Origin of the sequence: Salinirussus salinus (assembly GCF_009831455.1) — an archaeon.
GTDB classification, from domain to species: domain Archaea; phylum Halobacteriota; class Halobacteria; order Halobacteriales; family Haloarculaceae; genus Salinirussus; species Salinirussus salinus.
The window spans coordinates 535,499-557,938 of the sequence record NZ_WOWO01000002.1; the positions used below are offsets into that span (position 1 = coordinate 535,499).

The window sequence follows — 22,440 nt, forward strand, 5'->3', positions numbered from 1 at the left end:
AGCGGGAGCCCCGGTCAGCCGCCGTCGGGCTGGTAGTTGGGCGCTTCGTCGGTGATGACGACGTCGTGGGGGTGGGACTCCTGCTGGCCGGCAGAGGAGACGCGGACGAACTCCGCGCGCTGCTTGAACTCGGGGATAGTCTCGGCGCCGACGTAGCCCATCCCGGACTGCATCCCGCCGACGAGCTGGTGGAGTTCCTCCTCGACGGGCCCCTGGTAGGGGGTGGCGGCCTCGACCCCCTCGGGGACGAAGTCGTCCTCGTCGTCGTCCTTGAGGTAGCGGTCGCCGCCGCCGGACTGCATCGCGCCGACAGAGCCCATGCCGCGGTACTGCTTGTACTTCTTGCCGTTCATCGTGATGACGCGGCCGGGGGCCTCGTCGGTGCCGGCGAAGTACGAGCCGAGCATGACCGCGTCGGCGCCCGCTGCGATGGCCTTGATCGCGTCCCCGGAGTAGCGGATGCCGCCGTCAGCGATGACCGGCACGTCGTGTTCGCTGGCGACGTCAGCCACCTGCGCAACCGCGGAGATCTGTGGCATCCCCGCGCCAGTCACCACGCGGGTCGTGCAGATCGAGCCCGGACCGATGCCGACCTTGACGCCGTCGGCGAAGCCGACGACCTCCCTGGCGGCCTCCCGGGTGCCGATGTTGCCGACGACGACGTCGGCCTCGACCTCCGCGGCGATGTCCCGGGCGCTCTCGACGACGTCGCGGTTGTGCGCGTGCGCGCAGTCGATGAAGATAACGTCCACGCCGGCCTCGTCGACGGCGCCCGCGCGGTCGTCCTCGAAGGGGCCGACCGCGGCGCCAACGCGGAGGTGGCCGTCTGCGTCCCGGGCGGCCTGGTCGTACTCCCGGCGCTGGAGGATGCCCGCCATCGTCACCAGCCCGACCAGGCGGTTGCCGCCGTCGACGACCGGGACGCGCTCGATCTTGTGTTCGTACATCAGCTCCAGCGCCTCCCGAGGGGTGACTGACTCGGGAACGGTGACCACCTCGTCGGTCATCGCCTCGCGGACGGCGTCGGACTCGCCGACCTCAAGGTACGGGCGGATGTCGGTCCCGGAGATGATCCCCAGGACCTCGTCGTCCTCGCTGACTACGGGGGCGCCGGAGACGCCCTGCCGTTCCATCATCTCGTCGACCTCGCGGACGGTCTGGTCGGGCTCGGCCGTGACGACGTCGCGGATGATCAGCTCGTCGACCCGCTTGACGCGCTCGACCTCGGCGACCATCTGGTCGACGGTCATGTTGCGGTGGAGCACGCCCAGCCCGCCCTGGCGGGCCATCGCGACCGCCATATCGCCCTCGGTGACGGTGTCCATCGCCGCCGAGAGCACGGGGACGGTGAGCTTGACGTTCTTGGAGACGCGAGTCGTGGTGTCTGCCTCGTCGGGCTCGACGTGGCTCTCCTTGGGTCGCAGGAGGACGTCGTCGAATGTCAGCGCCTCGGGCACGCGGAGTTTCTCGGAGAAAGGTCCGGAATCGTTCGCCATGTAATCCGTGGGCCGGCCGGTCTCAAAAGCGTTGCGAGACGACCGGGAACGGCCCCGGCTACAGCCCCTGACTCCCCGGTCCTGGCGTCGTGACCTGGACGCTGGTCGAGTTTCACGTGGGATACCGTGACAAACGGCCGGGGACTGTGGGTGTGGTGACCGATGTCGCACAATGTTTTTACCAGTATAAGGAATATTGACCTGTATGTATTCCGCCACCCCCATCGGCGGCAGCACCGCTTCCGAGCGCGCGGGCAGCACGCGGACCACCAATACAGCGATGGGGACCAAATTCAACGCGGAGTACACCTTCTGCTTCCGGACGGAGATGCGGACGGGGACGCGGCCCGGCCGCAGGTACCGGAGGCACCACTACCCACCGGCCACGGGGTACGGCCGTCCGTAGTGCATGAGCAGTTCCCGACATCCGGTCGCCCTCTCCATCGAGCAGCGGGTGGGCGGCGCGACCCGGCTGCTCGCGGTCGTGATGCTCCTCCCGCTCGTGGACGGCATCTTCCCCGCGCTCGTGCTCGCGGGGGCACTGGACAGCGTCGCCGGCATCCTCGAGGTCGGCCTGCTGGTCTTCGGCGGGAGCGCGACGATCGCGGTCGTGCTCGCGGAGATGGAGGGGTCGCCGGTCGAGCGCGCCCGGTCGGTCCTGCTCGTCGGGGCCGCCCTCGTCGCGCTCGCGGTCGTCGAGGCCGCCCTGGCGCCGACGCTCGCGAGCGTGCTGGACCTCGTGGTGTTCGAGCGGTTCGCGGCCGTGGTGATCCTCGCGGTGGCGGCGGCGACCGCCAGCGCCCGCGTCGGGGAGTACCTGCCCCGACCGGCGGTGGTCGTCGCGCTGGGCGCGCTTGGGAGTCTCGACCTCGCCGGCGCGACGCTCGCCCTGCAGGTCGACCCCGGACTGCTCGTGCGCGCCGGCGCCGCCGCGGGCGTCGGGGTCGCTGTCGCCGCCGGGACGGCACTCGCCAGCCCGGTCCTCCAGGAATTGGTCGACATCGACCGCTTCCGCTTCGGGAGCGCGGTCGCGCTGGGCGTGCTCGGCCTGTCGGTGGCCGGCCTCGTCCCGAGCGAGGCCCCTATCGCGCTGGCCGTGCTCGCGGTGACCGCGCTGCTCGCGCTGGACCCCGGCGAGGAGACGATCGACCGGTATCGGCCCGACGACGTCGACCTCACGGCCGCCCTGTCCGGGAGCTCGGACGACGATGACGACGACAGCGACGCCGAACCTGCTCCCGGGACCGTCGCGGTCGACGGCGGCGGGGCCGACGGCGAGTCCGACCCGGCGTCGACCTCGGAGTCCGACGTCTACGGGACCACCACGGCGGCGAAACTCCGGCGCGAGGGGAACGCTTAGGGGCGGGAAGGCCCACCTGCGGGTATGGCCGAGAACCGCGTGGTTCAGGGTCGAATGGTGACCCCGCAGTCGCTGGCGGAACTGATCGAGGGCGAGAGCGTCATGGATGCCGAGCCGATCCGGGACGCCGACCGCCCGTGTCCGGACTGTGGCGGGGACGTGCTGGAGGTGGGTTACATGCCCTCGGCGATGGATTTCGTCACCGGCTGGAAGTGCCAGGACTGTGACTGGAGCGACACCGACCGGGAGTGATCGAAATCCCTTTACTCCGGATGGCACAACCGGAGAGTGCGGGCTCGTGGCCTAGTCCGGGAAGGCGGCTGACTCCAGAGGCTACGGCGCCCGGGACGACACTCCAGCTGATATACTGAGCTCGCGGCTGATCACCGCGTGCCTTGATGACCCTCTGGAGTACCGAGGCGCTACCGGAGATATCAGCCGATCGGGGGTTCAAATCCCTCCGAGCCCATACCGTTCTTCAATCTTTGGCAGGGCTTTATGTAGGATGAGCGGCCGCTCTGCGGGGGTGGTCGCATGAGCAGTCTCACCCGTGAGCCGCGGGATCCCGACCACTGCCGCTACTGCGGGAAGCGCATCGAGCACGAGGGTCAGCCCTGCCCCGCGCTGTTGAAAGGAGTGTGCGAGCCATGAGCCGGGCGCAACGCCCGACCTGGGAGCAGTCGGAGGCACTGGACGACCGCCTGGGCGAGCCCGACACGCTCCGGTTCCCCGAGGACTGGACGCTCTCGGAGAGCTGGCAGCGGGCCCAGACCGAGCGCGACCGCGGCGGCCCGATCAACGAGGCCGAACGCATGGTCTACCTGGAGGAGAGCGACGGCCCGCACCGAGTGACCTTCGCGCTCACCGGGCAGACGCTCCGCGCGGAGTGTGGCTGTGCCAGCGGCGTGTATCGCGGCTGGTGTGCCCACCTGGCGAGTTGCTGGTGGCGCTGGGTCCGCGGTCGCCTGGAGGTTCATCACCTCGACACGGGCCGCATCTACCGGACGCCGCCGGCCTGGCTCCGGCTCGACGACACCGACGCGCCCGAGGTCGACGGCCTCACCGCGGCCGAGCTCGATGCCTACCTGACCTGCGACCTGGGCGGCGTCGGCGTCCGCGAGTACGCGAGTGAAAGCGGTCGCTCACCCGGCACGGTGGGCAACCTCCTTCGGCGAGCCCGCGAGAAACAGGGTGGTCGCCAGTGAGGGGTCGCGCCCGCGCACACCCGCCCGCCGGCGCGATACTCTCTGAGCCCCCCGAGGGGGGTGGTACCCCAGGTTGGTCTTCGGGGCACAACCGCCACACGGCAGCCACCCGACCCATGGTACCACTCGGGCCCTCAGTGGTACCACCGGAGGGCCGGCGATGAGTAAACAGATTCACGACGAAGGCCGGCGCGAGCAGAGCCGGCGGACGCAGGTCAAGTTCCGGGCCGATAAGGAACTGGTCGACGCCTTCGACGACTACGTGGACAGCAGCGAGCACGACAGCCGCGCTCAAGCCCTGCGGAGCGCGATGAGGCAGGCGATGGGGGCGGCCGAACCAGACCGCGCCCCACTCCAGCCCCCGGCAGACGAGCGCCTGCGGACCACCTACCTCGCACTGGTCGATATCGCCAACGCCGACGGGGAGATCACCCACGAGCTCGCCGTCGAGGAACTGAAACAACAGCTCGGCGCGCAGGACCGGATGGTGAACCGGCGGCTGAAAGCCCTAAGTCAGGACGGCTACCTTCTCCGGCTGACCAGCGTCTACGGTGGGGACGCCTGGCGACTCGCCGGCCAGGAGGATTCATGAACTGCCGCGTCTGTGGGAGCGCGCTCGAACAGACCGGCAGCCGCGAGGGCCGGACCGGCGCGGTTCACGACCGCTACTACTGTCCCGACTGTCGGGCACACGGTCTTCTCTCGGCGAACCTGACCGGTTGTCGGACGGTCTATCGGCGCGGGCAGGCACTCCGCCAGCGAGAGCGGGGGGCGACTAGGGACCACAACCTTTAGAAACAGAGCCAGCGTTTTCGCAGACGGCAACGGGAAATTCTCTCCCCCAACCCACTTCCGTTGCCATTTTCGTGTGCTGGTCACTGGTGAGTTGCGCGGACGCGAAGCGGCAGCGGGTGGGGTTAGTAGGCGGGGCGCGCCCACTGCCGCCGTGTCCATGAATCTCTCCCCCTCTGGCGGGTGCACCCTGCTGGCGCAGCCGCCGGGATCTCCCCCTTCCGCTCCTCATCCGTCGGGGATGAGTTCCAAGACCCTCGGGATGAGGTACTACAGCATGCGCTGGCAGGCCGTGTGAAACCCCAGGCTTGTATACCAGGGTGTATCGAGTAATCGCCGCTTACCAGGCGTCTATCGACAGTTACGTTGACGGGAGCGTCGGGTACACCCACCGATTCCGAACCAAACGGTCCTAGTCGTCCCGAAAGCTTGCATCCAGCGCGTGCAGAGCAAAGGCTGCGTGCATCACCCACCCGAGTACGAACCCCGCGCAGGCACCACCGACCAGGTAGTGCCACTCGCGGAAGGTCGAGGCGAACTGGTCCACGAGCTGGCCGGCGCTGATCACGCTGATCCCTCCCTATTGTCGCCAGGGCTGTCCTGTGCCTCTTCAGTGGCCGCTTGGAGGGCTTCCTCCGGCTCCCGCCCCGGCGGGGGCTCGTAGGGCAGCCGGCCCAGCAGCGCCCGAGAGAAGCCTGCTAGCCGCTCCATGCCGTACCGGAGGGGAACGGTCATCCCGGCCAGCAGTCCCGCCAGGAACGCCAGCACGACGCCGGCAGAGACATCCGGCGGGAGTGTCTGTAAGAGCGTCATGGCTTGTTGATGAACCGGCCGCCGCTGAACCCGCTACCTCCGCTCGGCACCTCCAGCCGGAACGCCTCGTTTGGCCGACTCTCGCCGTCTTGGAACGTGAGGGTGCGGGTATGAGACTTCAGCAGCGGGTGGCTGGCCGTAATCTCGTACTCGCCGCCCTCCCCAACGGGCAGCTCGAACTCACCCGTGTTCGGGTCAGGCGTGTCCTCGAATGTCCGACCGTCCCGCTCCGTCTGGATCGAGGTCCCGCTCACCGTGTAGGTGGCCCCAGTTTCGGGGTTCTCAAGTAGGACCGTTCCGCTGGCCCGGGTCCCTAGGTAGTTGTACCCGACCTCGACGCCGCTCTGTTCCTTCCCCGTTGCCACCTTATCGGTGCTTCCGAAGGACTTGTTCGTTTCGTAAACGACTCCCGGGATTGGATAGCTTGATTTGTTCGTGTAGGTCCCGGTGAGTAGGTTGTTCACCACCGCCGTTTCGTCCCCCCAGGAAGACAGGTCGGCTCCACCGGAACCCGCCCCTGCCTCAAGTGGTGGTTGTTGGGTTGATACCGTATCTTCGCTTCCGAAGTTGGTCGGTGTACTGATGGTCATGTTAATGATACCCGATGAAGGTGAGGCCGTAGCCGTCGGCCCCGTCGAAGATGTGGGCGTCCATCACGTACTCCGTCCCGCTATTCGGGATAAGACCCTCAGACAGCAGATCGATGGCTCCGGTCGTTCCGTTGTCGCTCACCAGCGTGCCCTCAAACGTCAGGTCGCCACCGCTGTCTACGCCACCGATACAGTAGGCGAAATCGAGGTTTGTGTCGGCTGTGTACGAGATGCCCCCGGTGTAGTGAGTTCCGCCGTCCTGATTCTGCTGACGGTGGCTGCCGAGAAAAAGCGTCTCAGTGTCGGGATGAACGTAGGTGTAGAGGCCAACATCGGAGTAGTTGAAGGTCATACTCCCGTAGTTGCTGAGGTTTGAGGCCAGCCGCTCGACGGTTTCTTCAAGCATGGTGGGGGTGAGTGTGAAATTGTGATTGTATGCAGCGTCTCTCACTTCCCACTGGGTTCCGCCGATGAAATCGAACCACCCGGTAGCCCCATTGTTCCCCAGCGTGACCGAGGGGTCGATGTACGCGACAATCCACCCGTCGTTTTTGACTCTCACCCGCAGGTTCCGGAAGTTGTTGTTTGAGCCGGGGTCGTTGAAATTATTTCCGGCTGTCTGCCCGTAGTCGGCAGTGAACCCGTTATCGTATAGGGTATAGCTTGTGATGTTACCGTCTGTGAGCGCCTCCTCGGCGTCGATGCTCCCGACACCGCCGTCGTCAATCGCGTTCCAGTACGCGATGACGCCCACCTGCGAGGTGTCGAGGTCCGGCAGGTCAGACATAGAGGCCTACCTCCCGGAGCTTCCGGCGAGTGACGGGGTCGAGCTGCATGTTCGGATTCTGTACCTCTCGGTCGTTGCTGCCGGAGATGGCGCCCTCCGGCGGCTTTTCAAGCTTCTTGAGCATGATGTTAGTCACCCTCCTGAAGTCCGGTAATCGGGTCGGCGTCGACGTCGACAGAGTCATCCTGAATGACGGCCCGCAGGGCGCGGCGGTTCGTCTGACTCCGCTGTTCGTTTTCCTGCACCCGCCCGGCGATATCGCGGGCTTTCTTGGCCGTGTAGACCGCGGCGCCGCTGGTGATCGTCGCCGCGACCGTCACGAAATAGGTCTCCAAGGCCGGCACGGTCATCCCTCCGTGCTGTCCAGGGCGCCGCTCTCGACCAGGAGGTACAGCCCGAACAGGATGAGCAGAATGCGAAGCGGGCCGGCAAGAAGGTCGCTGATGGCTCCGGCTACTGCCTCACCCGCGTTGTTGAGATTCCGCTCGGCATTCCGGACGGCCTGTCCCTCCCAGTCGGACAGGTCTTCACCCACCTGTTCGGGGAGCGAGTCGTTGGCATCTTCAGCGCCAGCCTGCCAGAACTCGTCGGAGAGCCCGAGGTCCTCCTGCGTCTGCTCGATGGCATCTGCCTGGTCGTCCAGCCCCCACGAGCGGTAAAACTCGTCCCAGTCCAGCGTGTCCTCGTCGACCATCGGGACCGGGTTATTTTCGGACCCGTCCGTGTCGGTCGATCCCGACCCGGTGGAGTCGTCGGACGGGATCAGCCCAGCAAGTGCCCCGCCGACGCTGTCGGAGCTGTCGGACCCGCCACCGCCTTCGATAAGTGCGGTCGTCATCGGGTCACCTCCCGACCGCCAGGTATGCCCCACCGAGCGCGAGTGCGACCAGCAGGGCGGTCGTCCTGTTCACCCCACTGAGGAGGCCCTCACCCGAGCCATTCCCGACGACGGTCGTGTTGGGCATGACGTCCTCGATGGACGGCATGCTGGTTTCCGACGCCTGGTCAGACGGCTCGGCCGAGTCGGAGCTCCCGCCGCTTCCGGAGCCGTCCGACTCCGAGCTGCCCGGGGAGTCGACCAGTGCCACGTCGCCGCTTTCGGTGACCCCGGTCGTGGACTCGGTGGTGACGATGTCCGAGTCCTCCTCGGCGCTGTCGACGGTGACCGTATTGACCACCTCGCCGGAGTCGGTGGTCTCAGTCGCCACCGTGTTGTCTACTTCGACCCCCTCCTCTTGGGCGGGGTCGTCCAGTCCCTCCTCGACCAGCGCCTCCCGCTGCTGGTCGGTCACGCCTTCGTCGCGCCAGTACCGCTCCATCGCGGTGAGGTCGTCGTCTCCGTTGTCGCTTGCCATGTTCAGTTGCCTCCGTTGTGCCACGCTTCGACCGTGGCCGTCGCGCCGCCGGTCCCCGGCTGAGCCCCCAACCAGATAGTCGAGGTCTGGACCGGGACCCCCACGACCGGGCTTTCGCCGCCCGCGTACCGCACGACGGACTCCTTCTGCTGGGGTTCCTCGAACGCCACGGCGATGGCATCGCCGAACCGCAGATCCACTTCGGAGGTGACGAAATCCAGGTCCACCTCCTGCCAGTCGTCGCCGGTTTGGAGCTCGGGCAGGGTGTCGCGCTGGTCGCCGGCGTCGTCGAACCGGACGCTCGCGTAGGTACCAGTCTGGTCCGGGGCGCCCGTTTCGGTCGTGTCCCGGATGTTCGCCAGCGCTGTCTCGATGTCCTGAGCGCCCTGCTGGTTGAACCGTGAGACGCGCATCTCCAGCAGCAGGGCATACAGCAGTTGGTCGGTCTCGTCGGTCAGCACTTCCTCAGCCAGCGAATCGTCACCGGGGACGTACTCGGCCAGTAGCGTATCGATGTACGTGTTGCCGAGCGTGCCGACGCCCACCTCACCCACCTCCCGAGAGGTTGATGGCGGCGAGTGTGGCGGTCACGGCCTGCAACAGCACGAGCACCAGCAGGATGTCCTGATACCCGAGCGTGAGGCTGCCGACCCGCACCGCTGGCTGCCCGGCCGCGCCGCCGAAGGTGAACTCGACGGGCTGGGTGTCGGCCCCGACTTGCCCGCCGGCGGTCGGCTGGGCTTGCCCGGTGGCGGCCGTCATCGCCGCCATGTCGTCGGTCTCGATAAGCGGGGTCGGCTCCTGCATCGCCCGTTACCCCTCGATGAGCCGGCGCTTGACCGCCTGTGCCAGTCCGTCGACGTTCCGCTGGGCCTTCCTGACCGGGATGGACAGCAGCGCGTTCGTGGCGTCGACGCCCTGCGGGTTGTCCGTGGCACTGTCGTCGTAGGCCACCTCCAGCCCGGCGGCATCGCCCTTCGCGTAGACCTCCAGCCTCCACTTCTGGGGCACCACGAGGTCCAGGGGGTGGACGTCGCCGTCCTCGGCGAAGGTGACCGGCTCCTGGTTCTGGTTGCGCTCGTGCAGGAGGCTGGTCACGTCGTCGAGTGGGACATCGGAGAGAGCGCCCTGCGACCGGGGGCCCTGCCGCTCGATCTCGATCTGCACGGGGTCACGGAACACGTAGAAGGCCGTCAGGTACTCCTGCGAGCCCGGGCCGGTGTAGGTGAACGAGTCGCCCGCGTAGTCCACGGCGTCGGGCTGAACCCGGCTGCCGCCCTCGTAGAGCAGCAGATTCTCCGTATTCGGCGTCTCCAGCACGTCGTGGCTCAGGTCGTAGCTGGTCTCCGACCCGTCGCCAGGCGTCTGGAACTGCTCGACGGTCGTGAAGACCAGCCGCAGGGGCTTGGTCGGCCGGAGCAGCAGGGGCGTCTCCGCCCGGTACTCCGCGATCTTGCTCCGCTGCTGGGGCGTGCCGTTGCTCAGGTCGAAGTCCGACCGCCGGAGCTGCGTGGCGGCGGCCGGCACCTGCCCGAGCGCCTTGAGGATCTGTTCCTGGTTCATGGTCAGCCCTGGTAGCTCTCGCGGATGACACCCTTCCGGGCGAAATAGAGTTCACTCTGCGACCAGTCGATGACGTCCGGGCCGTCGAGGTCGACCCGAAGCACGTCCTTGTCCCGGATGTTCACCCGGTCGCCCTTCAGCTCGACTTTGACCGCGTCGATGTTCTCCTCGTTGCGCTGGTCGCCGATGTCCAGCCGGTTCCACGGGGCGATGTTGGTCTCGGCCACCGAGACCGCCGTCGGCTCGTCCATCCCCGGCCGGATGGCCCGGAGGATGAGCGTGGTCGACGTGCTCAGGGGGTTGCCGTTGCTGTCCCGAAAGTCCGCGAAGATCGGGAGGCCGTCGGCCGCGCCGGTCGGCACGTTGTTGAGCAGCCGCAGGAGTTCGCCCTGTTCCGGCACGACGGTGAGCGCGGGGGTGAGCACGTCCGCGACGTTCTCCTCCTGAGTCGCCTCCTCGGAGAGGTAGGAGAGGGTGCGGCTCGACATCTCAGGCACCCCCGCCGATGTTGGTCACCTGGTCCTTGACGCCGACCCGCTGGGCGAGCGCGTCGACGGTGTAGAGCCCCGCGCCCATCGCCATCTGGTCGGCGTAGGGGATCGAGTCGCCGAACATGAGGAAGCCGGCTGCCCCGACGGCGCCGTATGCCTCGTTCGGGAGGTCGAAGGGGACCGTTCCCTCGACCGTGCTCTGTGCGAGGGAGGTGCCGAGATAGCCGCCGCCGATGGCGGCCACCTCGACCCACATCTCCTCGTCCATCAGTCCGTCCACCGCATCGTTGAGTTGTGCCATGACTCCGCGAGAGGCGAGGTGGTGGGTGGTAAAAACGAGACGAGCGAGACGACCAGCCAGAATCTGGCTGGATTCTCGGTCGCAATTCTCGACGGAGAAGCCAGCTACCAGCCATTTCTGGCTGGTCTGGCTGGTCGCTCAGTCCGGCTTGGTTGAATTTTTCAGTACTTGATAGGAGTTGCACGCTGAATAGAGAAATAGGTGCAGCATGCTCGGTTTGTCCGCAGAGGCCTGCACACCTGAATGGGCCGCGACCAGGGGCCGGATCGTGGTCACTCGTCCGTGGTCATCAGGGTGTTCGAGACCAGTGTGACGATGGCTCGCCGGAGGCGCTCAGTGACCGCCTGGTCGGAAATGCCCAGTTCCTCCCCGAGCTCGATGGTCGTGACCTCGCGTGGGATGGCGTAGTAGCCACGGGCGATCGCGAGTTCCAGCGCCTCGCGTTGGACGTCTGTCAGCCCGTAGGATTGGTTGTCATCGGGGCTGGTCGGGTTGTAGAGACGCTGGACCGAGAAGGCGATGCCGTTCGCCTCCGCGTCGCTCTCGAACGCCGAAAGCGCATCGTGACTGGGGAACCGGACTTCGAGGTCCCAGACGTCGTCGGTCCGGGCGGCGGCCAGGAGTTGGGCGTCCTGCGCGGTGAGACTCGCCAGCAGGCAGTTCTCGCCGGCGTTCCAGTCCAGCGCATACAGCGTCCGGTTGGGGAACTCGTCGATCGGGATGAGCTGCTCCACCGCGTTATGGGCCTCGACCCTGGCCTCGAACGCCGCGGTGGCCTCGCTTTCCAGCCAGAAGACCGGCACCGGCTCCTCGCTGGTCGGCACCGTCGTCTCGAACTCGATGCGGGGGGCCTCTTCGGAGCGGAGGAGGCGTCCCAGGGTGAACTCCTCACCCGGCACCTGCAGTTCGATAATGACACTCATGGACGCGAAATTTTTGAAGGAACTTCAAAATGGCCCGGGGTGGTATACCAAGCTCTGGGAGGCTGAGATGGTTGACCAAGCTAGTATACTATCCCCGTGGCGCCCAACTCTTCAGTATCGGATCCATCAGCCACGTGTACGTGGCCCAACACTCCCCGTGAGCAGTAATCCTCCTCGTGATTGTTCGGTCATTTTACTCACTGGGTCCGATCCCGAGGAAACTATGACCCAGGACATCACCACCGAAGCCGAGTTCGCTGCATCGCTGACCGAGTTACTCAGAGCTGCCGATGAGGGCGGCGTCAACCCCCGCGGCGGGTGGACGTGCCGCACTGGCGACGAGCATCCCGACTTGGAAGCCGTCATCACGGAACTGGCTCCAGCCCCTATGTGATGTCGTCAACGCGGTGAAGAGGCGCCCTGTATCTGGCACGCCCACTGAGATCTATCGCCGATTGGTGACATGAACAAGACCGTCAGCCCGGGACCGACAGGCTCGGGGCTTCCCCACCGAAGTGAGGCACATCCATCTCCCATTCGCGGGTATCCACCCGGCGCTTCTCCCCGTCGGTCGTGCTGTAGATCCACTCCGAGCCTTTCAGCCCGCCCTCCGGGTCCTTGAACCGCTGGAGTGAATCAGACTGCCCGCCAGGTTCGTGGATCCCCACGTCGTAGGGGATGTACCCGGCGATCTTACTCCGGTCGCGGTCGCTCTCGAAGCCCCCGAGAAGACGGGAATCTGCCTGCGAAAGTGGCGTTTCGTCCAGCTTCTGGAGACGCTGGGTGATCCACATCGAGGCCACGCCATTCCCCCGGCCGGTCGTCGCGAGCTCCGTCACCGCTTCCGGGTAGCCAGTCTCCTGCGGGGCGACGAAATGCGCCTCGTCAATGACGACCAGCGCGTCCCCGGGGAGTCCTTGCGCGACCCGGGAGATGGTAGCGACCCACCGCCGCCAGTCCGCCAGCCCGACCGCCCGGGCGACCACCAGCCGCGGGTTGTCCTTGATGAGTCGCTGCCAGCCGTCGGCGCTGATGCTCCGTTCCTCACTGCCGAGCCCCATCCACTTCGCAAGCCCCGCTTTCGCCAGCCCCCGGTATTCGTCCTTGTAGTCCGCGATGATGGTGAACTCGAACTCCTCGAGCTGGTCGACGGTGAGATACTGGGCTGCGTAGGACTTTCCCCAGCCCGACTGGGCCGCGACGATCTGCCGCGTCATGCGTCGAGCGCGTCCGCGACGGCCCAGATGGTTGCCGTGTTGGACTGGATGGGACCGGCCAGCAGTCCCCGCAGCGCCCGCTGTGCGTCCCAGTTGACGACATCCTCCACCCACGTCCGGGCGGTCACGTCGTGGACAGCCGCAAGGTGCTGCTGAACGATCCGAGCCCGTTGGCCCGCGTCCATCTCCTCGGGCGGTGTGTCGACCGCGCCGCGGTCGTAGTAGCGCCGGCACCAGTCGGTGATGAGGTCGTGGTACTCTTGGCGTCCGATCCCCGCCGACTGGGCGGCGATCTCCGGGTTGTCCATCTGCTCGGGGGCGACCGTTTTCCACCACCACACAGGGAACTGCTGGCTGCTGGTCGCCTCGGCCGCGTCGAGGAGGCGCTGCTGGCGTTCGTCGGGGTCCGGGACGGGAACCTCACCCTCGAAGCCGGCGGCGTCGGCGAGCGCCGCGACCGCCCGGGCCTGCTGGTGCTCGTACAGCGCCATCTCGTTGGTGAGTCGCTGGGCCAGCCCCGACTCCCGGACGTCCATCTGTGCGGCCGCTCGCTGCATCATCTTCGCCTTCGCGCCGCTAAGCATCCGCACGCACCTCCTCGACGGCCGTGGCAGCCATCTCCGGGTCGTCGACCATCACCATCCCGCCGAACATCAGCGTCCCGATGACCACCGCCTGCCCCGGGCCGAGTTCGTCGAGCGCGCCGCGCTGCTGGAGGTACTGGTCCAGGTAGGCGTCGAGTTCGATCTGGCGGGCCATGTCCGCGTACTCGTCGGCGAGTTCCTCCCGCTGGTCGTCGTCGGCGCTGCCGTACCGGGAGCGCCCCAGCGCGGCCATCAGCCCCAGGCCGTTGCAGTAGATGTCGCCGATGGACAGCTCCGGCTGGCTGGTCTCGGTCGGATCTGGCTGGTCGCCGTCGCCCGTGTCGGCTGGCTGCCTTCCCTCGCTTTCGCTGCTCTCCTCGCTGGTTGCCTCGGCCGTCTCCTCGGCCACTTCCTCGGCGACCGCCGACAGGTCGGCCATCTCGTCGGTATCCATGGGTGGCTGGCTGCCATCCTCGCTGGTCGTCTCGCTCGTGTCGGCCGGCTGCCCTCCTTCGGTCTCGCTGCTCGTCTCGTTGGTAGGTTCGCCCGTGTCGTCACTCATCGGCGAACACTCCCTCAAACTCGCCCTCCTCGACCAGCGGAGCCGGGTCGTCCTGGCTGGTCGTCTGGCTCTGGTCTTGGGTCGTGTCGCTCGTGAATTCCGCTGGCTCGGCGCTGCTACCGCGGGCGTAGGAGGCGATAACCACCAACATCAGCAGCAGGGCCACGCCAGCGACCAGCGTGGTCGTGGAGAACGGGATGGGAATACCCAGCCCGCGGCTATTCTTGCTGCTTGTCTGGCTGGTAGATTCGCCTCGGTCGTCGCCCTGTCCCCCCTCGCTTTCGCTGGTCGTTTCGCTCGTTGCACCCACCCGTTCGCGTTGCTGTTCGAGTTCGTCGTCGGTTGGCATGTCGTCCTGGCTGGTCGTTTCGCCCTGGTCGTCGCCGTCCTGTCCCTCGCTTTCGCTGGTCGTCTCGCCCGGCTCGTGCTCGGCCAGTGCCGGGTGGTCCGATTCCTCGACGATCTCCTCCCAGTCGTGGTCGTACTTCGCGTTCGCGTGCGACCGGAGGCCGGTGAGTGGCCCCGCGTAGTCGCACCCCTCTACCGTGCAGTCGATGAGTTCGGTGTCGTCGTCGCTCATGAGTTGCTCGTCTCCGCGGCGGCCTCGGTCTCCTCGGACGTGCCGACCGGTGTTTGGCTCGCCCCGTCGGTGACGACTACGCGGATGTCCTCGAGGTCGCCGCTGTCGGTGTCGTGGTCGTGGTCACCGTGTGAGGCGTGGCACTCGGAACAGTCCGCGGCCATCTTTCGCAGCAGGTCCATCAGGTCGGCCTGCGCCGCTTCCAGGTTCTCGAAGTGCAGCGGCGGCTGGCCGTGATCGCCGCGGATCTCGTTGATCGCGTTGCCCGCCTGCTGGGCGTTCTCCCACTCCTCGCGCAGCTCGGCGAGCGCGTCATCCACTGCGGCCATCGCGCCGTGGTAACCCTGCCAGGCGCGTTTCATCGCGCCCGCGGCCTGCCCGGTGATCTCCTCGCCGCCGTCGACGGCAGCGGGCTTCTCGGGGATCTCCGGTGGCTCCGGCTCCCGGCGGGCGAGTACCCGGTCCGGGTCCATGCCGCACTGCTCGCGGATGAACTCGCAGGCGTCCGGGTCACCGTTCGCACAGTGGCCGGCGGCGTGGTCGCACTCCTCGCTCTCGGCGGCCGCGGCGGCGCGGCCGGCCTTCTCGGTGGCCGACTCCTCGGCGTCCAGGCGGCGGCCGCCGCCTTCCTTCGCGGCCGTCGCGTACACCTCGCGGTGCTCGTCGACGGAGAGGGTCGGGTCGTAGTAGGCCAGCCAGTCGTCGACGCCCTGGCCCCTGGCGATCCCCTTCGCACTCCGGGCGTGCATGATGTTGGTCTCCGAAAAGTCGAGGTCGTCCTTTTCGGCGTCTGAGAGCCCGATCTGTCCTGGCCCCTCGGTACGTTCGGCACGGGCCTGCTCGGCCTGACGGCGGGCCTTCTCGACGACTGCCTCCGGCGTGTCAGAGGTGAGTGCCACAGTCTTCCGGCGACGGTCGTCATCGACGGGGCACAGGTGTTCCTCGTGCTCGTCGCGGAAGCTGTTGGCCGCGTCCCGCGTGCCGAACTCTACTTTGGTACTCACAGGTGGGAACCCTCCAGAAGCATACAGGCCCGGCCAGGCACCCGGTTCGGTAAACGCTCGCGTTGGTATATACCGCGGAACCGACCGCGATAGGTTCTCATTCGGAGGTTTTTGTGGGTTACTGTCTACAGGACTGGTATGAGCCAGTCAGAGGCCGAGCGAGCTGTCCTCCAGGCGATGCACGGTGACGGGGCGCTCACACCCTACGGATCCGCCAAAGTGCAAATCAACGGCCGCGGAACTGCCTATCTCGCTGTCCCTGTCGAGCTGGCCGAACACTACGGGATGACTCAGGGAGTAGAGGTACAGCGAGGATTTCACGCGGAGACGGGTTGTCTCGTTGCTTGCCTCCACAACGACGTGGATCTGTTCGAGCGATGAATCATACTGTCCCGTGACATCGAAGGATTAGGAACAACCGAGCTGGACGCCCAAACTCACTGACACGGAAGACAAAGAGCGGCGGCTGGTGCTGGCGTTTCTGAAGAAGTTGTCACTGAACGCTTTGTTACCGCTAAAAAACCAGGGTTTGGTTAGCCCTATTCGCCGTTGAAGGTGGTCAGTGTCTGCGTCGTACCACCATCATCCGATGACCAGACGACGTTGACTTCGTACGGCGTGGTGTCGACACCGACCGTCACCTCGTCACCGGCTGAAATGGCAGTCTCACCCTCTGAAGAACCGGTGGCGTTATTTGCTGGCCACTGTGTGCCGCTGATGGCAGAGCCGCCAGACCCGTACACGTTTGCCACATCGCCACTAAACGATAATTGGTCAACTGGCACAGAATCTCCACCCGTCACACTCACAGTGAGTCCACCAGAATCGGGGCCACCGCTGTCGAATTCACTATCGAAGTTCACGGTCGGTGCAGCTCCGCCCGGGCCGAGCCCGAGCACGAAGGATGCGATCACGGCCGCCAAGATCACTGTTATGGCGACCATGAGGATGACGCCGATGACCGGCGACACCGCGTTTTCGTCGTCCGCCAGGAGTGCTTTCAGGCGCATTGCAGGTGGTTGGTAAGGTGAAGATACCATAAATGCAAGGGTTTGTTACCGGTTTCACAGGTTGTTTCAGAATGTGAAAAAACCTATCAAAGGCTCTGAAAACGCCATTTCTTGTTATCAATGGTGATATGTAGAGCGTCAGGCGTTTGTCTGACGTGTGGCTGACGTACGGCTGACGGGCCACCGGTACGCTCAGGGGCGTGGAGCAAGTCAGAACTACCAATGACGAGCGGGAGGGTATGTACTGAGCCAATGGACCGCAAGGCCCTCTCAAAAGCGCTGGCTCATACCTACGGCGGCGAATACGATAGCTGGGAGCGAGTTGAGGAGTACAACGACTATCTGGAGTATTCTAGCCGGCACCCAAACAAGGGGAGTACGGCGCTCGCGGGTGCGCTCGAGCTACCACGGTCGCGGATCCGGCCGTGGATGAACGGGTCGATTCCAGATCCAGTGCGGGGCATCCAGACCGCCGCCAGCCATGGCTGGCTCGATCTTGAGTGGGAGGGCAATATGCTGCGCGGGCTAACTATCGCGCTCAGTTGGATGTTCAGTGGAGGCAGTATCAATCAAAGCTGGGTTCCGGCGTTCGCGGTTGAGCGCCGGACACGGTGGCTCGCTGAAGACGTGCTGGATCAGTTAGGTGTCGGGTACACGGTCAGGCACGCTGACACTGAAGAACGGGCAACCGAACTGATCCCAGCTGCAGACGCGAGCGTTCTGGGGCGGGTACTGGTCGCACTTGGCGCACCACAGGGGCCGAAGGCCGACGACCAGTTATCGTTGCCGTTGTGGCTCCTAGACGCACCCGAACCAGTCCGACTGACCTTCGCGCAAACATACATTACCAATCGGGGGACAACCCGCGACGACCGCCCGCAGCAGCCTGTAGCGTTTCGAGAGGAGCGGACGGCGGGCTATCGGCGAGCACTCCGAAGGCTGTTTGAGTCGCTCGTCGAAGAGCAGGCTGTCAGCGGTGACAGTGAGACGCTGTATCTAACGCCGGTCGGCGCAGCGCGGCTGAATCACTATCCTCCGCTTAAGCAGTAAAAAGTCGCGAAGTCAGGTGATTTAGCCGTCGACAGTGTAGTCGCTCAGCGTGGCCGTCGTGCCGCCGTCATCAGACTCCCAGATGAGGCGAACGTTGTCACCATCTGCCAGGCCGTTTGCAACCGCGAATAGTTCCCCTGACTGTACTTCTGATTCTGCGCCGACTTTGGGATTAATGTTCGTCGCATCAGAGGCTGAGATATTGATGTTACCGCCATTGACAGTTGCCCCACCGTCGTGGGTCGCTCCGACAGAGTATGTCGAGGGCGTATTTCCAAGATTGTCAGTACTCTGGTTCCAGTCGACGTTAATTTGTGGCGATGTCTGGCTTACCTGCTCGCCCAGCCCCAGGACGAAGGTCGCGATGACCGCTGCCAGAATGACTGTTATGGCGACCATGAGGATCACGCCGATGACCGGCGAAACCCCCCGGTCGTCGTCGCCCGATACCGTCGCGCGGAGTGTCTGTATGAGTTCCATGGTTGGTGTCTTCGCACCGGCGACGAGGAAACGGGCGAAACGGTTATGCCGGTATACCCGGAATGCCCAATTGCACCGCCAGGGTGCGCTGTGGGCGCTTTCCGCCGCCCGCCTTTTCCCGCCGCGTCGCGTGCGTAGGAAGTCCTTACCCGAGTATCCACTTAAGCACACGGTAGTGATTACAGCGATTGAAAATCAGGTGTCGTCGCTGCCGACCTTCGACACTCGTGGCGGGCTGCGATCAATCACGAAGGGTGGACGGGAACGGTCGTTCTCGTACAGTCTGTACGTAAATTCCGAGCTTTATACCACACATCCCCCTGTACGCAGGCATGGGTGTCACAGCCTGCTACTGCCGGGTGAGTACCGACGACCAGAACCTCGACCGGCAGATCGAGCGTACGGCCGAGTACGCCACCGATCGACTGGGAGCGGACCTGGCCGACATCCGACGCTACCAGGACAAGAGCACCGGGACCGACGTGGACCGCTCGGGGTACCAGGAGATGATGGCCGACGCCGAGGCCAGCGAGCTGCGCGCTGTAGTCGTGCTGAGCGTGTCGCGCATCTGCCGGTCCATCGCCGACCTGCAACGGACCGCCGAGCGCCTGGAGGGCGCTGGCGTCGAGCTGCACATCATCAGCGAGGGCCTGACGCTGCGGCCCGAGGAAGACGACCCGTACCAGACCGCGCTGTTCCAACTGCTTGGCGTGTTCGCGGAACTGGAGGCGAACATGGCCCAGCAGCGGACGAAAGAAGGGCTGGCGGCGCGGATGGACCAGGCAGAGTACCACCACGGCCCCGCGCCGCTGGGATTCGAGAAAGACGACGGGCGACTCGTCGAGGCCGACGACTACCACAACGTTGTGGCGACCATAGAGATGGTGCAAAAAGGAGAACTCTCGAAGCGAAAGGCGGCTCAGCGGTTGGGATCTTCACGAGCGACGATCAACCGGGCCGTCGATAGAACCGATCTATACGGACTATGAGTCTAGAATCGGAAACATCCGGACAATCAAATCATGCAGCCAACCACACAACCTCACAAATCGATATCGGTATTTACCAAACAATTTATAATGTGTTTTTAGTATTTTCTCAGCATCATCTCTTGCTGACTTTAGCCCAGGCACTGTCTCGTTGAGGAAGGGTTCCAGTTCAGATGTGGTTTCGGACCCGGAAATGTCGGATATCTGTGAATTTGCCACCGCTACGATACTATAATAATCTACAATTTCTTCAACTTCATGCACGGAGAGTAAACCTACGTCTTCGATGTGCGCATCATACACTTTTGTAGGTATTGTTGTATGATCAAAACCTTCTGTATTCTCAGGGTCCATTTCTTCTAGATCATTGATTGCACTTCTAGGGGATCGAACCTCCATCAATATTGCTGCGCGAAGCTTTTTGGTACGAGTTCGCTTTTCGTACATATACTTTCCAACACGCGAAAAGACTCCTCCAGCGAAACCTAACAGGCCCACAAGAAGCGGAACAATGACATCATTAAGATAGCTCGTTGCTTGCAAAGGTATCATAACTCGAAGTTAGAACAGTGCGTGAACACCTTTTCTTTGATATCTTCTATCTCATTCTCGGCTGCGGTGAGCTCAGTCGCGTCTGTAAGTTGCTCAATCAGGTCTCCATATAATCCATGATCTGCAATGGTCTCATTTGTATCCTCATAAAGCAAAATTGTGTTCTCGGAGCGGGTAGAGTATGCCAGGGCCCAAAACTGGAGTGCTTCTATCACAGGCTCATTGAGAACCTGCGGGTCAGAAAAATCATCGCAGTGGGACTGGTGCAAGAATAAAAATGCTACGCCATCCACATCTTCGATGACATCTGAAGGTTCAGCAGAATTATCCAACTTACCCGGCTCTTCTGTATCGATACCATGGGATTGCAGGTACTTATTTACACCAGTAACAATCGCCCCGCACTGGCCATAGATGGGGCCGATAACTTGGATGCAAATAGCCCGCTTAGAAGCGAACGGGGGGAATCTTTCGCCGGCACCCATTTACTTCTTATCCGATTAGTCTGAGCCCACATTAATCTGTACATTGTCTCTATCGACACAATTTAGTCAATCGGCTCAAAACAAGTTGATCCGATGAGCGATCAGCGTGCCCATTACGCGAAGAAATTCCCAAAGAAGGCCAGGTTGGCTGTCGATGGGCTAGGCGGGAGAGAGCAGTCAGGATACGCTGTTATGATGCTCTTGGTTGAGGAAGGAAGCCTCCGGTTCAACGAAATCTGCGATCATTTAGACATGCACTCACAGAGTGTAAACAACACTCTTGATGACCTACAAAGAGGTGGTCTGATAAAGAAAGAGGTAGGTGACAAAATAGGGGACCAGTCTACTGGACAGTATACAATTACAAACTTCGGGGATCGAGTACTTGATAGTCTCTACCAAGCGGCGGACCCTGAGGCGGATATAGGTACCCACAAGACACTCAAAGAAGCCATCGCTGACTCCCCGCAAGAAAGCCTGCAACGTGTTGCAGCAGAGCTTGACGATCCTGGCATTGAACTCTATTCGACAATCTTGGAAGCCGATAGTGCCGGTGGGAGTCTACTCAATCAGGTAGCCCGGCGGTCCGGACAATATGAAGAGGAGGATGGGAATGACCCATTGCAAATGAGAGATCACTCAACCCGTGACTTGATAGATGTTAACCAAGACGGGCAAACTAGTATAGAAGAAGACAAACCACCAGCCCATCAAGCACCAGTTGAACAGACTGCGACTGTGCAGGGGAAGCCAATCAGCGGTGAAACGCCGATCACCCGAACGCGTCAAGAGGAGAGTGCTTGATTAATGCCAGACAAAGCTGAGTATAACGCTGCTCTCTCTCAAATAAAATCGTACGCCGACGACTTTGACGTGGATCTACATGACGAAATCAAGCAGGAACATGAGGATTATGGAGAAGTCACACACATCGTGTTAGAAGAAGACGAGCAGAGATTCTATATAAGTGGGTTGAAAGAAAAGGAGTACTTTGGGGTTCGTTATCCTTTCGGCGTGATCGGATTTATTTCCAATGGGCTGTCAGAGGAAGACGCTGAGCAAATTCTGAAACACCACGAAGTGAGCAAAGAACTCCAAGAATCGGAGGATGAGACCAGAGCAGCTGCATGGGCTTTAATAAAGGATGCCGATAGAGAGAAACTTGGAAGGCTGGCAGATGAACTAACAATGATGACGTCTGCAGGCTTAACGAGGGTCGAGATCCAGAGGGAAAACGAGGTTCCATTCACTGGTTTTGAATTAACAACATTCATGTTCCCATATGAGTCAGATTTCAACCTCAGAAGATTCGGAAATGCTATCCAACGAATTACCTCGGTCGGACTTAGAGCCTCGAAAGTTGTCCAAACTTCTATTTTGTTAGTGGATCCGGATGAGACAGATGCTGAAACGGATGAATTCAAGTTAGATATCGATTCCAGCGTATAAACCCCAGCACGCTAATCGATATCCCAGAGGTTAACGGGCAGGTCTCATATCATCCTCGCAGCACCCGATCCACCGTCGGCCGCGGCTGGTGGGCCGCGTCGAGGTCGCCGTCCAGGTACCGCAGGCCCGCCTCGGTCAGCTCGTAGCTGTGTAGCCCGCTCGTGTCGACCAGTCCCGCGTGCCGCAGGTAGGCCAGGCGCTCGCCGACGTGCGCCGCACTTACCTTCTCGAAGGTCTCGTTGGCGATGAGTGCCGGCCGGGCGCGGCCGTTCTCGCAAAGGTATTCGAGGATCCGCTCATCTTCTCGCTTCATCCAGCAGGCGCTTTGCCTGTCCATGTTCAGATGCTACCCGGGGACTGCACCCCGTTCTCGTCGTCGGCCATCTCATCGTCGGGGATCTCGTCAGGTTCGTTTTCGTAGGTCGATATCTCCTCGTCGAGGTACCCCTCACCGCGCTCCGTGATTACGTACACGCCGTTGCCCAGCGGCCGTAAGAGGAGGTGCTCCGCGAGTTTCTGGCAGCGGCGAGAAACATGCGGCCGGGAAATCCGGATACCCTCCTGCTCGGCGATTTCTCCGACCGAGGCGCCTTCATTTGCCCGGACATACTCCAAGATCCGGTCGTCCCATAGCGTCATCCACGAGCCCGAACGTCTCATTGATTACGTGAATGACCCCATCTTACCTATATATCGTCTTTATTACTCCTAAAAACAATCTGTGCTTAGGCAAACTACCGTTACATTTACGTACACAGCTTACGTCGTACAGGACAGGAACCGCTCAGGCTGGGCAAAGGCA

General features: G+C 63.2%; 36 protein-coding genes and 1 tRNA gene. 12 read left to right on the forward strand and 25 right to left on the reverse strand.

Annotation, left to right across the window (positions count from 1 at the left end):
* Positions 1-14: 14 nt before the first annotated feature.
* The gene (guaB, locus tag GN153_RS05800; protein ID WP_159900719.1) at positions 15-1,496 is read right to left on the reverse strand and encodes an IMP dehydrogenase; all 1,482 of its coding nucleotides are present in this window, start codon (positions 1,494-1,496) and stop codon (positions 15-17) included.
* Positions 1,497-1,701: 205 nt separating this feature from the next.
* Here guaB and GN153_RS05805 point away from each other — a divergent pair, with 205 nt between their 5' ends.
* The 6 genes from GN153_RS05805 to GN153_RS05830 all read left to right on the forward strand — a co-directional run bounded on the left by GN153_RS05805 (position 1,702) and on the right by GN153_RS05830 (position 4,653).
* Positions 1,702-1,902 (forward strand): hypothetical protein, encoded by a 201-nt coding sequence (locus tag GN153_RS05805; RefSeq protein ID WP_159900720.1) that lies wholly within the window; start codon positions 1,702-1,704, stop codon positions 1,900-1,902.
* A 3-nt stretch (positions 1,903-1,905) separates the two neighbouring features.
* Positions 1,906-2,856 carry a DUF5794 domain-containing protein gene (locus GN153_RS05810; RefSeq protein ID WP_236544760.1) on the forward strand — a complete coding sequence of 317 codons (951 nt, stop codon included), beginning with the start codon at positions 1,906-1,908 and terminating at the stop codon, positions 2,854-2,856.
* Between the two features lie 24 nt (positions 2,857-2,880).
* The gene (locus GN153_RS05815) at positions 2,881-3,108 is read left to right on the forward strand and encodes a DUF5795 family protein (protein WP_159900721.1); all 228 of its coding nucleotides are present in this window, start codon (positions 2,881-2,883) and stop codon (positions 3,106-3,108) included.
* Between the two features lie 40 nt (positions 3,109-3,148).
* Positions 3,149-3,325, forward strand: a tRNA-Trp gene (locus GN153_RS05820).
* 178 nt (positions 3,326-3,503) lie between these two features.
* The gene (locus GN153_RS05825; RefSeq protein ID WP_201287813.1) at positions 3,504-4,061 is read left to right on the forward strand and encodes a sigma-70 region 4 domain-containing protein; all 558 of its coding nucleotides are present in this window, start codon (positions 3,504-3,506) and stop codon (positions 4,059-4,061) included.
* 160 nt (positions 4,062-4,221) lie between these two features.
* Complete coding sequence (locus GN153_RS05830) at positions 4,222-4,653, forward strand: hypothetical protein (protein ID WP_159900723.1); 432 nt, start codon at positions 4,222-4,224, stop codon at positions 4,651-4,653.
* Positions 4,654-5,417: 764 nt separating this feature from the next.
* On the opposite strand, the gene GN153_RS05835 is transcribed toward GN153_RS05830, so the two are convergent.
* The 13 genes from GN153_RS05835 to GN153_RS05890 form a co-directional block, all read right to left on the reverse strand.
* On the reverse strand, positions 5,418-5,666 hold the full coding sequence (locus GN153_RS05835) for a hypothetical protein (protein ID WP_159900725.1): 249 nt from the start codon (positions 5,664-5,666) through the stop codon (positions 5,418-5,420).
* Positions 5,663-6,256: a hypothetical protein gene (locus GN153_RS05840; RefSeq protein WP_159900727.1), complete on the reverse strand. Its 594-nt coding sequence runs from the start codon at positions 6,254-6,256 to the stop codon at positions 5,663-5,665. Before GN153_RS05840 ends, GN153_RS05835 begins: the two co-directional genes overlap by 4 nt.
* Position 6,257: 1 nt before the next feature.
* On the reverse strand, positions 6,258-7,043 hold the full coding sequence (locus GN153_RS05845; protein WP_159900729.1) for a hypothetical protein: 786 nt from the start codon (positions 7,041-7,043) through the stop codon (positions 6,258-6,260).
* Positions 7,036-7,167, reverse strand: coding sequence for a hypothetical protein (locus GN153_RS17775; protein WP_268893117.1), 132 nt, complete (start codon positions 7,165-7,167; stop codon positions 7,036-7,038). The genes GN153_RS05845 and GN153_RS17775 overlap by 8 nt, the downstream gene beginning before the upstream one ends.
* A gap of 4 nt (positions 7,168-7,171) precedes the next feature.
* Positions 7,172-7,393 carry a hypothetical protein gene (locus tag GN153_RS05850; protein ID WP_159900731.1) on the reverse strand — a complete coding sequence of 74 codons (222 nt, stop codon included), beginning with the start codon at positions 7,391-7,393 and terminating at the stop codon, positions 7,172-7,174.
* Positions 7,390-7,881: a hypothetical protein gene (locus GN153_RS05855; RefSeq protein WP_159900733.1), complete on the reverse strand. Its 492-nt coding sequence runs from the start codon at positions 7,879-7,881 to the stop codon at positions 7,390-7,392. Before GN153_RS05855 ends, GN153_RS05850 begins: the two co-directional genes overlap by 4 nt.
* A 4-nt stretch (positions 7,882-7,885) precedes the next feature.
* Complete coding sequence (locus GN153_RS05860; protein ID WP_159900735.1) at positions 7,886-8,398, reverse strand: hypothetical protein; 513 nt, start codon at positions 8,396-8,398, stop codon at positions 7,886-7,888.
* A gap of 2 nt (positions 8,399-8,400) precedes the next feature.
* Entirely contained in the window at positions 8,401-8,943 is a 543-nt protein-coding gene (locus tag GN153_RS05865) for a hypothetical protein (protein WP_159900737.1), read from the reverse strand.
* A 1-nt stretch (position 8,944) separates the two neighbouring features.
* Positions 8,945-9,205, reverse strand: a complete 261-nt coding sequence (locus GN153_RS05870) for a hypothetical protein (protein ID WP_159900739.1) — start codon at positions 9,203-9,205, stop codon at positions 8,945-8,947.
* A gap of 6 nt (positions 9,206-9,211) precedes the next feature.
* The gene (locus GN153_RS05875; RefSeq protein ID WP_159900741.1) at positions 9,212-9,961 is read right to left on the reverse strand and encodes a hypothetical protein; all 750 of its coding nucleotides are present in this window, start codon (positions 9,959-9,961) and stop codon (positions 9,212-9,214) included.
* A gap of 2 nt (positions 9,962-9,963) precedes the next feature.
* A complete protein-coding gene (locus tag GN153_RS05880; RefSeq protein WP_159900743.1) occupies positions 9,964-10,449 on the reverse strand; it encodes a hypothetical protein in 486 nt (161 codons plus the stop codon).
* A 1-nt stretch (position 10,450) separates the two neighbouring features.
* Positions 10,451-10,753 (reverse strand): hypothetical protein, encoded by a 303-nt coding sequence (locus GN153_RS05885; RefSeq protein WP_159900745.1) that lies wholly within the window; start codon positions 10,751-10,753, stop codon positions 10,451-10,453.
* 272 nt (positions 10,754-11,025) lie between these two features.
* Positions 11,026-11,676 (reverse strand): helix-turn-helix domain-containing protein, encoded by a 651-nt coding sequence (locus GN153_RS05890; RefSeq protein WP_159900747.1) that lies wholly within the window; start codon positions 11,674-11,676, stop codon positions 11,026-11,028.
* 223 nt (positions 11,677-11,899) lie between these two features.
* Between GN153_RS05890 and GN153_RS05895 the strand changes: the two genes are divergently transcribed.
* A complete protein-coding gene (locus tag GN153_RS05895; RefSeq protein WP_159900749.1) occupies positions 11,900-12,070 on the forward strand; it encodes a hypothetical protein in 171 nt (56 codons plus the stop codon).
* A gap of 82 nt (positions 12,071-12,152) precedes the next feature.
* Here GN153_RS05895 and GN153_RS05900 read toward each other — a convergent pair whose 3' ends face one another.
* Genes GN153_RS05900 through GN153_RS05920 form a run of 5 tightly spaced genes read right to left on the reverse strand, consistent with a single transcriptional unit; the run spans position 12,153 to position 15,623 of the window.
* Entirely contained in the window at positions 12,153-12,893 is a 741-nt protein-coding gene (locus GN153_RS05900) for a hypothetical protein (protein WP_159900751.1), read from the reverse strand.
* Entirely contained in the window at positions 12,890-13,477 is a 588-nt protein-coding gene (locus tag GN153_RS05905; RefSeq protein ID WP_159900753.1) for a hypothetical protein, read from the reverse strand. The genes GN153_RS05900 and GN153_RS05905 overlap by 4 nt, the downstream gene beginning before the upstream one ends.
* Positions 13,470-14,039, reverse strand: coding sequence for a hypothetical protein (locus tag GN153_RS05910; protein ID WP_159900755.1), 570 nt, complete (start codon positions 14,037-14,039; stop codon positions 13,470-13,472). The genes GN153_RS05905 and GN153_RS05910 overlap by 8 nt, the downstream gene beginning before the upstream one ends.
* Entirely contained in the window at positions 14,032-14,619 is a 588-nt protein-coding gene (locus tag GN153_RS05915) for a hypothetical protein (protein ID WP_159900756.1), read from the reverse strand. The genes GN153_RS05910 and GN153_RS05915 overlap by 8 nt, the downstream gene beginning before the upstream one ends.
* Complete coding sequence (locus GN153_RS05920; protein WP_159900757.1) at positions 14,616-15,623, reverse strand: hypothetical protein; 1,008 nt, start codon at positions 15,621-15,623, stop codon at positions 14,616-14,618. Before GN153_RS05920 ends, GN153_RS05915 begins: the two co-directional genes overlap by 4 nt.
* 138 nt (positions 15,624-15,761) lie before the next feature.
* Between GN153_RS05920 and GN153_RS05925 the strand changes: the two genes are divergently transcribed.
* On the forward strand, positions 15,762-16,004 hold the full coding sequence (locus GN153_RS05925; RefSeq protein WP_159900758.1) for a hypothetical protein: 243 nt from the start codon (positions 15,762-15,764) through the stop codon (positions 16,002-16,004).
* A gap of 158 nt (positions 16,005-16,162) precedes the next feature.
* Here the strand turns inward: GN153_RS05925 and GN153_RS05930 are convergent, their stop codons facing one another.
* Positions 16,163-16,633 carry a type IV pilin gene (locus tag GN153_RS05930; RefSeq protein WP_159900759.1) on the reverse strand — a complete coding sequence of 157 codons (471 nt, stop codon included), beginning with the start codon at positions 16,631-16,633 and terminating at the stop codon, positions 16,163-16,165.
* A 252-nt stretch (positions 16,634-16,885) separates the two neighbouring features.
* Between GN153_RS05930 and GN153_RS05935 the strand changes: the two genes are divergently transcribed.
* On the forward strand, positions 16,886-17,683 hold the full coding sequence (locus tag GN153_RS05935) for a hypothetical protein (protein WP_159900760.1): 798 nt from the start codon (positions 16,886-16,888) through the stop codon (positions 17,681-17,683).
* Positions 17,684-17,704: 21 nt separating this feature from the next.
* Here the strand turns inward: GN153_RS05935 and GN153_RS05940 are convergent, their stop codons facing one another.
* Positions 17,705-18,163: a type IV pilin gene (locus GN153_RS05940; protein ID WP_159900761.1), complete on the reverse strand. Its 459-nt coding sequence runs from the start codon at positions 18,161-18,163 to the stop codon at positions 17,705-17,707.
* A 332-nt stretch (positions 18,164-18,495) separates the two neighbouring features.
* Here GN153_RS05940 and GN153_RS05945 point away from each other — a divergent pair, with 332 nt between their 5' ends.
* Complete coding sequence (locus GN153_RS05945) at positions 18,496-19,152, forward strand: recombinase family protein (protein ID WP_159900762.1); 657 nt, start codon at positions 18,496-18,498, stop codon at positions 19,150-19,152.
* Here GN153_RS05945 and GN153_RS05950 read toward each other — a convergent pair.
* Together GN153_RS05950 and GN153_RS05955 are read right to left on the reverse strand one after the other, a co-directional pair.
* A complete protein-coding gene (locus GN153_RS05950) occupies positions 19,147-19,704 on the reverse strand; it encodes a hypothetical protein (protein WP_159900763.1) in 558 nt (185 codons plus the stop codon). The two genes, GN153_RS05945 and GN153_RS05950, sit on opposite strands and share 6 nt — an antisense overlap.
* Positions 19,701-20,189 carry a hypothetical protein gene (locus tag GN153_RS05955; RefSeq protein ID WP_159900764.1) on the reverse strand — a complete coding sequence of 163 codons (489 nt, stop codon included), beginning with the start codon at positions 20,187-20,189 and terminating at the stop codon, positions 19,701-19,703. Before GN153_RS05955 ends, GN153_RS05950 begins: the two co-directional genes overlap by 4 nt.
* Before the next feature lie 93 nt (positions 20,190-20,282).
* On the opposite strand from GN153_RS05955, the gene GN153_RS05960 reads away from it, so the two are divergent.
* Together GN153_RS05960 and GN153_RS05965 are read left to right on the forward strand one after the other, a co-directional pair.
* The gene (locus GN153_RS05960) at positions 20,283-20,993 is read left to right on the forward strand and encodes a MarR family transcriptional regulator (protein WP_159900766.1); all 711 of its coding nucleotides are present in this window, start codon (positions 20,283-20,285) and stop codon (positions 20,991-20,993) included.
* Between the two features lie 3 nt (positions 20,994-20,996).
* Positions 20,997-21,638, forward strand: coding sequence for a hypothetical protein (locus tag GN153_RS05965; protein ID WP_159900768.1), 642 nt, complete (start codon positions 20,997-20,999; stop codon positions 21,636-21,638).
* A gap of 49 nt (positions 21,639-21,687) precedes the next feature.
* Here GN153_RS05965 and GN153_RS05970 read toward each other — a convergent pair whose 3' ends face one another.
* Entirely contained in the window at positions 21,688-21,951 is a 264-nt protein-coding gene (locus GN153_RS05970; RefSeq protein WP_159900770.1) for a hypothetical protein, read from the reverse strand.
* Positions 21,952-21,977: 26 nt separating this feature from the next.
* Complete coding sequence (locus GN153_RS05975; protein WP_159900772.1) at positions 21,978-22,298, reverse strand: winged helix-turn-helix domain-containing protein; 321 nt, start codon at positions 22,296-22,298, stop codon at positions 21,978-21,980.
* Positions 22,299-22,440: the final 142 nt, after the last annotated feature.